This is a genomic window from Streptomyces sp. ISL-94 (assembly GCF_018614075.1).
In the GTDB taxonomy this organism is placed as follows: domain Bacteria; phylum Actinomycetota; class Actinomycetes; order Streptomycetales; family Streptomycetaceae; genus Streptomyces.
The window spans coordinates 1-8197 of record NZ_JAGGOZ010000123.1; the positions used below are offsets into that span (position 1 = coordinate 1).

The 8197-nt window shown below is 73.5% G+C and carries 6 protein-coding genes and 1 pseudogene; 3 read left to right on the forward strand and 4 right to left on the reverse strand.

Annotation, left to right across the window (positions count from 1 at the left end):
- Positions 1-5 precede the first annotated feature (5 nt).
- The gene (locus tag J7E94_RS31575; RefSeq protein ID WP_215020252.1) at positions 6-1226 is read right to left on the reverse strand and encodes an acetyl-CoA C-acetyltransferase; all 1221 of its coding nucleotides are present in this window, start codon (positions 1224-1226) and stop codon (positions 6-8) included.
- Positions 1227-1855: 629 nt separating this feature from the next.
- Positions 1856-2890, reverse strand: a complete 1035-nt coding sequence (locus tag J7E94_RS31580; RefSeq protein WP_308345576.1) for an SGNH/GDSL hydrolase family protein — start codon at positions 2888-2890, stop codon at positions 1856-1858.
- 140 nt (positions 2891-3030) lie between these two features.
- Here J7E94_RS31580 and J7E94_RS31585 point away from each other — a divergent pair, with 140 nt between their 5' ends.
- A complete protein-coding gene (locus tag J7E94_RS31585; RefSeq protein WP_215020257.1) occupies positions 3031-4416 on the forward strand; it encodes a cystathionine beta-synthase in 1386 nt (461 codons plus the stop codon).
- A gap of 481 nt (positions 4417-4897) precedes the next feature.
- Here the strand turns inward: J7E94_RS31585 and J7E94_RS35150 are convergent.
- Positions 4898-5212: pseudogene (locus J7E94_RS35150) on the reverse strand (hypothetical protein); the annotation flags it as partial.
- Between the two features lie 140 nt (positions 5213-5352).
- Here J7E94_RS35150 and J7E94_RS31590 point away from each other — a divergent pair.
- On the forward strand, positions 5353-6195 hold the full coding sequence (locus tag J7E94_RS31590) for a MurR/RpiR family transcriptional regulator (protein ID WP_215020254.1): 843 nt from the start codon (positions 5353-5355) through the stop codon (positions 6193-6195).
- 12 nt (positions 6196-6207) lie between these two features.
- Here the strand turns inward: J7E94_RS31590 and J7E94_RS31595 are convergent, their stop codons facing one another.
- Positions 6208-7380, reverse strand: a complete 1173-nt coding sequence (locus tag J7E94_RS31595; protein ID WP_215020255.1) for an NAD(P)/FAD-dependent oxidoreductase — start codon at positions 7378-7380, stop codon at positions 6208-6210.
- Positions 7381-7483: 103 nt separating this feature from the next.
- Here J7E94_RS31595 and J7E94_RS31600 point away from each other — a divergent pair, with 103 nt between their 5' ends.
- Positions 7484-8044, forward strand: a complete 561-nt coding sequence (locus tag J7E94_RS31600) for a TetR family transcriptional regulator (RefSeq protein WP_215020256.1) — start codon at positions 7484-7486, stop codon at positions 8042-8044.
- Positions 8045-8197 lie beyond the last annotated feature (153 nt).

Here is an 8197-nt window from a genome sequence, read left to right on the forward strand (position 1 = left end):
CCGGCTCAGCTCAGCCGCTCGATGACCATGGCCATGCCCTGGCCGCCGCCGACGCACATGGTCTCCAGGCCGAACTGCTTGTCGTGGAACTGCAGGCTGTTGATCAGGGTGCCGGTGATGCGCGCACCGGTCATCCCGAAGGGGTGACCGACGGCGATGGCCCCGCCGTTGACGTTCAGCTTGTCGAGGGGGATCTCCAGGTCCCGGTACGACGGGATGACCTGGGCCGCGAAGGCCTCGTTGATCTCGAAGAGGTCGATGTCGCCGACGGTCAGGCCCGCCCGCTTCAGCGCCTGCTTCGACGCCTCGACCGGGCCGAGGCCCATGATCTCGGGGGAGAGGCCGGTGACGCCGGTGGAGACGATCCGGGCCAGCGGGGTCAGGCCCAGCTCCCGCGCCTTGGTGTCGCTCATGATGACCAGCGCGGCGGCGCCGTCGTTGAGCGGGCAGCAGTTGGCGGCCGTGACGAGGCCGTCGGGGCGGAAGACGGGCTTGAGGCCCTGGACGCCCTCCAGGGTGACGCCGGCGCGCGGCCCGTCGTCGGTGGAGACGACCGTGCCGTCGGGGGTGGTGATCGGGGTGATCTCCCGCTCCCAGAAGCCGTTCTTGATCGCGGCCTCGGCGAGGTTCTGCGAGCGGACGCCGAACTCGTCCATGTCCTGGCGGGTCACGCCCTTGAGGCGGGCCAGGTTCTCGGCGGTCTGGCCCATCGCGATGTACGCGTCCGGGATCAGGCCGTCCTCGCGCGGGTCGTGCCAGGACGCGCCCTCGCTCTGCGCGACGGCGGCCGTACGGGCCTCGGCGTCCGCGAAGAGCGGGTTGTGGGTGTCCGGCAGGCCGTCGGAGGAGCCCTTCACCGACCGGGAGACCATCTCGACGCCGGCGGAGATGAAGACGTCGCCCTCGCCGGCCTTGATGGCGTGCAGGGCCATGCGGGAGGTCTGGAGCGAGGAGGAGCAGTACCGGGTGATCGTGCAACCCGGCAGGTGGTCCATGCCCATCTGCACGGCGACGATACGGCCGAGGTTGTGCCCCTGCTCGCCGCCGGGGAGGCCGCAGCCGAGCATCAGGTCGTCGATCTGGCGCGGGTCCAGCTCCGGGACCTTGGCGAGCGCGGCCTGGATGATGGTGGCGGTCAAGTCGTCGGGGCGGACGTCCTTGAGGGACCCCTTGAAGGCACGCCCGATGGGCGAGCGGGCGGTGGAAACGATGACGGCTTCGGGCATCGGGGCTCCAAGGGGTGCGTCGTTGCGGGACCGCATGCGAAGTTACCGCCCCGTACGGTCGGGGTCACCGGCCGGGGGGTGTGACGAGTACCGCACCGCCGTGCCGCGGACCGCTCCTGTGGCCCTGCCCCGCCCCCCAGACCTCAAACGCCCCCGAATCCGAGGCCGTCCGCCCCCCGCCCAGGATCCCGCGCCTCAACCGCCGGCGGGGCTGGGATCGCCTCAGGCCCGTGCGGGCCTCGCCCCACTGCAGCGGCCTGCCGGCCGCCCCGGGGCTCCGCCCCGGACCCCGCGCCTCAAACGCCGGCGGGGCTGAGGTTGCGCCTCAAACGCGGCGAGGCTGGAGTTGCCTGACGGCGGGGTTTGAGCCTGCACTCACCCGGCTACAGCGGGCAAAATCCAGCCCCTCCGGCGTTTGAGGAGCGGGGTACGGGGCGGAGCCCCGGATCTTTGAGGCGCGCACGCGCGGTCTCGCCGGCCACATCCAGCCGCGGGGTGCGGGGCGGAGCCCCGGGCTTTGAGCCGGGCCTGCCCAGCGGCGCTCGGCACATCCAGCCTCGCCGGCCACATCCAGGCGCGGGGTGCGGGGGTGGAGCCCCAGGGGGGCGGCCCGGTCGGCGGGGCAGCGGTCAGGCCGGGCCGGAGACGCCGGCGGCCGCGGCACCCGTGCCGGGATCGGCCCCGGACGGCTCCTCGGCCTGGACGCGCCGCCGCCGCCGGTGCTTCAGCAGGACCCACGGCCCCCGAACCGCCGTGACCTCGGTACCCGCCTGCCCGGCCGCCGCCGACGCCGCCTTCGCCACCGGCAGCATGTCCTCGTCCCGGGACACGTCCAGCCGGTCCGACTCCGGCCACACGCCCAGCGCCGCGCACAGCGTGGGGAGGACGGCCATGGAGGCGGTCGCGTACCCCTCCGCCGAGGGGTGGTAGGAATCCGGCCCGAACATCTCCCGCGGGTTCGCGGCGAACTCAGGACCCAGCAGGTCGCCCATCGACACCGTACGGGCCCCCAGCGCGACCACCCCTATGGTCTGCGCGGCGGCCAGCTGCCGCGAGACCCGCCGGGCCAGCCACCGCAGCGGCTGGTACACCGGCTCGATGGTGCCCAGGTCCGGGCACGTGCCCACGACGACCTCGGAGCCCGCCAGCCGCAGCCGCCGCACCGCCCCGGTGAGGCACCGCACCGACTGCGTCGGCGGCATCCGCCGGGTCACGTCGTTCGCGCCGATCATGATCACGCACACGTCCGGGACCGGCCGGTCCCCGTCCAGCAGCAGGCTCACCTGCCGGTCCAAGTCGTCCGACATCGCCCCCGACAGGGCCACGTTCCGCAGCTCCACCGGCCGCTCGGCCACCGCCGCCAGCCCGGAGGCCAGCAGGGCCGCCGGAGTCTGCCGGGCCCGCCGTACGCCCAGTCCCGCGGCCGTGGAGTCGCCCAGCATGCCCAGCCGCAGCGGCCCCGGGCTCAGCTCCGGCCCGCCGAACTCGCTCCCGTACAGCCCGTCCGCCCGCGGCGGATCCGGCAGCCCGGTCCCCACGGTCCGCTTGGCGAACTGCAGCTCCGCCAGCACCACACCCACCGCGGCGACCCCGACCAGTCCGAGTCCGCCCCCGCCGTACGCTGCCCCCGCCGCGATCCGGCGGGCCGTTCTCGCCCTGGACACCCTGCAGGCCACCTCCTCGGTCCCCGGTCCTCGGTCCTTGTTGACCTACCTGCCCCGTACGGCCGGTCGGCCAATCCCTTTCCGCATACTCTGGCCGTGCCTCCCGGAGAACCCGTGGAGTCCCCTCCTTGGAGAACATGGTGCAATTCCACGACTCGATGATCAGCCTCGTCGGCAACACCCCGCTGGTGAAGCTCAACCGTGTGACCGAAGGCCTGCAGGCCACCGTCCTTGCGAAGGTCGAGTACTTCAATCCCGGCGGATCCGTGAAGGACCGGATCGCCGTACGGATGATCGAGGCCGCCGAGCAGAGCGGAGCCCTCAAGCCCGGTGGCACCATCGTGGAGCCGACCAGCGGCAACACGGGTGTAGGACTCGCCATCGTGGCCCAGCAGAAGGGCTACAAGTGCATCTTCGTCTGCCCTGACAAGGTGTCCCTGGACAAGATCAACGTGCTGCGCGCGTACGGCGCCGAGGTCGTGGTCTGCCCGACCGCCGTCGACCCCGAGCACCCGGACTCGTACTACAACGTGTCCGACCGCCTCGTGCGCGAGACGCCCGGCGCCTGGAAGCCGGACCAGTACAGCAACCCGAACAACCCCCGTTCGCACTACGAGACCACCGGCCCCGAGCTGTGGCAGCAGACGGACGGGAAGATCACCCACTTCGTCGCGGGCGTCGGCACCGGCGGCACGATCTCCGGCACCGGCAACTACCTCAAGGAGGTCAGCGGCGGGAAGGTCAAGGTCATCGGCGCCGACCCCGAGGGCTCGGTCTACTCCGGCGGCTCCGGCCGCCCGTACCTCGTCGAGGGCGTCGGCGAGGACTTCTGGCCGACCGCCTACGACCCGGACGTCACCGACGAGATCATCGCGGTGTCCGACAAGGACTCCTTCCAGATGACCCGCCGCCTCGCCAAGGAGGAGGGCCTCCTCGTCGGCGGCTCCTGCGGCATGGCGGTCGTGGCGGCGCTGAAGGCGGCCGAGGGCCTCGGCCCGGACGACGTCGTCGTCGTCCTGCTGCCGGACAGCGGCCGCGGCTACATGAGCAAGATCTTCAGCGACGAGTGGATGGCGGGACACGGCTTCCTGGAGGAGGCCGGACCGTCCGCGCGCATCGGCGACGTGCTGGACGACAAGGAGGGCGGTATCCCCTCCCTCGTCCACATGCACCCCGAGGAGACGGTGGGCGAGGCGATCGAGGTCCTGCGCGAGTACGGCGTCTCGCAGATGCCGATCGTCAAGCCGGGCGCCGGTCACCCCGACGTGATGGCCGCCGAGGTCATCGGCTCCGTGGTGGAGAAGGAGCTGCTGTCGGCGCTGTTCGCGAAGCAGGCTTCGCTCGGCGACCCGCTGGAGAAGCACATGAGCGCCCCGCTCCCGCAGGTCGGCTCCGGCGAGCCGGTGTCCGAGCTGATGTCGGTGCTCGGCGAGGCGGACGCGGCGATCGTCCTGGTCGAGGGCAAGCCGACGGGTGTGGTGAGCCGTCAGGACCTGCTGGCGTTCCTGGCGAAGGCCGCCAAGTAGCCGTTACGGAGCCGCGCGCGGCCGTCGCGCAAAAGGTACGGGTACGACATGTGACGGCAGCACCGGCTTAACACGGCTCCGGCACAGTGGTGGTTGTCGGCAGGGAAGCCCGGGAAACCGGACACCCGGCCGGCGCCACCGAACGGCGTTGCGCACCTCCGGAGCGGCTCCCGGACCGCGTGGACGTCATGGACGCGGACGGCCCTGACCCGGCCCGTGTCCTTCGCGGGGACCGCCGTCGTCCCGCCCCCGGGCAACCGGGGTGCGGCGGTCCCCGCCTATTTCCCTTTCGGGGCCGGCACGTCCGGGGCGCTAGGCCCCTGGCGACGGCGCGGCACCCGGCAACGGCCCCATCAAGCGGGGGTGTCCCCGGCCCGGCGGCGCAGCACCCCTGAAACGGGGCGGCACCCGGCAACGGCCGGATCAGGCGCGGGTGTCCCCGCCCCGGCGGCGCAGCCCCCCGGCATGGATGAAGTTCACTCACGATCCCGCCCCACACCACCAGCAGCCCGCTCAGGTGCGCCTGCGCAGCGGCAATCGCCGACAGCGGAACCGCCAGCACCAGCGTGATGACGGCGAAGCCGAAGCGTTCGCCGAAGTTCCCGTCCACCGGGTCGGGCCGGCCGCCCCCGCGGGCGTGGAGGAGCCGTTCCTCCGCCAGCCGGCGCCGGACCTGCGTGTCGACCTTCTCGACGAACGAGTCCACCAGCGCGGCCTCGTACTCCGGACCCAGCTCCCGCCGGGCCTCCAGCGTGGCGTCGAGTTCCTTCTTCAGCTCTCGGGCGTGGGCGTCCATCCCCCCACCGTAGAAACCGCCGCGGGCACCGGCACTGGGGCCAGCCCCCGTATCCGTATCGCGGGCGCGGCTTGCCGAGCTGCATAACCGCATGCAGAGTGCTCCGTGACTGAATATCTCACCGGGACGGAGGGGACGGCATGAGTGACAGCCCGGCCGCACGGCTGCAGAAGCTGTTCGAGGGGCACCGGCTGACGCCCACCCAGCGGCGGATCGCGCACTGCATGGTGCGCGGAGCGGCGGAGGTGCCGTTCCTGTCGAGCGTGGAGCTCGCCGAACTGGCGGGCGTGAGCCAGCCGTCGGTGACCCGGTTCGCGGTGGCGCTGGGATTCGACGGGTATCCCGCGCTACGCCGGCACCTGCGCGAGGTGGCCCCGGCCGAGCGGGCCGAGGCCGCGCTCGAGGACTCGTACAACGAATACCAGCAGGCCGTCCAGGGCGAGATCGAGAACCTGCGGCAGCTCGCCGCCATGCTCGCCGACCCCTCGCCGGTCCAGGAGGCGGGCCGGCTGCTCGCCGCCTCGACCCCGCTGCCCGTGCTGGGGCTGCGGGCGGCGTCCTCGCAGGCGCGCGGGTTCGCGTACTTCGCCGCCAAGGTGCACCCGGACGTACGGCTGCTCGACGAGGGCGGCTCGATGATGGAGGACCGGATCGACGCGGCCCTCTACGAAGGGGCCACGGCGCTGCTCTGCTTCGCCCTGCCCCGGCATCCCCGGGAGGTCGTGGACACCCTGGAGCGGGCCCGGCGGGCCGGCCTGACCGTGGTGACGGTCGCCGATTCGGCCTTCGCGCCGGTGGCCCGCCACTCGGACCTGCTGATTCCGGCGCCCGTCGGGACCGGGCTGGCCTTCGACACGGCGTGCGCGCCGATGCTGCTGGGCCGGGTGCTGCTGGAGGCGATGGCGGACGCGCTGCCGGACGCGCAGGCCCGGCTGGAGGCCTTCGACGCGCGGGCCGCGGCGCGCGGACTGTTCGTGGAGTAGGGCTCGGCCCGCTCAGCGGTAGTCGAGCTCGGCCAGTTCCCGGGCCAGGCGCGTGCGCAGGGCCGGGATGCGGGCGAGGAGGGGGAGCAGGGTGTTGCGTACGGTGCGCAGCGCCCGGTTCCGTGTGGTCGCGACCCGGGTCATCCGGTCGGTGAGGGCCACCACGCGCAGGGCCACCGGGCGGCGGCGGGCCTCGTAGCCGTCGAGGTCGGCGGGGTCGCCGGCGGCCAGGGCGCGGCCGAGGGCGTAGCCGTCCTGGATGCCGGTGTTCATGCCCTGGCCGCCGGCCGGGCTGTGCACGTGCGCGGCGTCCCCGGCGAGCAGCAGCCGCCCGGCGCGGTAGCGGTCGGCGACCCGGTGGTGGATCCGGAACCGGGAGGACCAGGCGAGCGCGGTGACCGTGGCCTGGCCGGGGACGCGCACGTCCAGCAGGCCCTGGACGAAGGCGAGGTCCGGCTCGGCGGGGGCCTCGTCGACGGTGGCCACGATCCGGTAGCGTCCTCCCGCCTGGTCTGGCAGCGGGGCGACCACGGTGAGGCCGGCGGTGCCGAAGGCGAGCGAGACCTCGGCGGCGCCGGGGGCCCACTCCATGGCGACGTCGGCGAGCACGAAGGACTCCGCGTAGCTGTTGCCGCTGAAGCCGATCCCGGCGGCGTCGCGGACGGTGCTGTGCATCCCGTCGGCGCCGACGGCGTGGGCAGCGCGCAGGGTTTCGCCGGCGGCAGTGGTGAGGGTGACCCCGTCCGGGTCCTGGGCGACGGCGGTGACCTCGTGGGGGCGGTGCACGTCGTGGCCGAGGGCGCGCAGGCGGGCGAGGAGGACGGCCTCGGTCTCGTACTGGGGGACCATCAGCGCGTACGGGTGGGCGGTGCGGAGCCCGTCGAAGCGGACGGCGGCGAGGGGACGGGCGCCGTCGCGGATCTGGAACCGGGAGACGGGGATGCCGCGGCCGACCAGCTCGGCGGAGAGGCCGCCCGAGGGGTCGAGCTCGTCGAGGACCTCCAGGGTGCGGGCGTGGACGACGGCGGCGCGGGAGCTGTTGGCGCCTTCGGCCTGCCGGTCGAGGAGGACGAAGTCGACGCCGGCCTGCGCCAGCGTGACGGCGAGGGCGAGGCCGGTGGGACCGGCGCCGACGATGGCGACCTCGGTACGGGCGGGGAGCGGGAGTGCGGCGGTGCTGTTCATGCGGGCCTCCTCCGGGGCCAACGGTTGTTGGCCAACGTCTGTTGACTCAGAATGCTCCCGCCCGGCCTGGCGTGTCAACGGCCGTTGGCCTACATTTGTTGGCATGACCGCGCGACGCTCCTCCGACCACACCAAAGCGACGATCCTGCGGGTGGCGCGGCAGCGCTTCGCCGCGCAGGGATACGAGCGCACGACGATCCGCGCCGTCGCGGCGGAGGCGGAGATCGACCCGTCGATGGTCATGCGGTACTTCGGCAGCAAGGAGCAGCTCTTCGACGCGGCCCTGGCGGTGGACCTGCGGCTGCCGGACCTGGGCGCGGTCCCGGCGCAGGACCTGCCGGCGGCTCTCGTACGCCACTTCGTGGAGCGGTGGGAAGGCGACCCGGCCGACGACGCCCTGCTGGTGCTGCTCCGCTCGGCGGTGACGAACGAACGCGCGGCGCAGCGGATGCGAGAGGTCTTCGCGACCCAGGTGGCCCCGGCCCTGGCCTCAGCCCTGGGCCCCACCAGCGCCGCCCGCACGGCGGGCCTGATCGCCACCCAACTCCTGGGCCTGGCCCTGACCCGCTACCTGCTGCGCCTGCCCGGCGTGACCGCCTTGACCCCCGAAGCCGTGGTCCAGGGCCTGGCCCCGGCGGTGGGGGCCACGCTGGCGTCGGGGTGAGGGGCGGCGGGGGCGGGTCGGGGGTCCGGAGCAGGGGCCTGCCGGGGCGGGCTCGGGCTGGGGCTCGGGGCTCCGGGTTCGGGGCCCGAACTCGAAGCCCCGGCCCCACGACTCGCTTCCCTTCACTGGCGCCCCCGCCCCGCCCTCCTCACA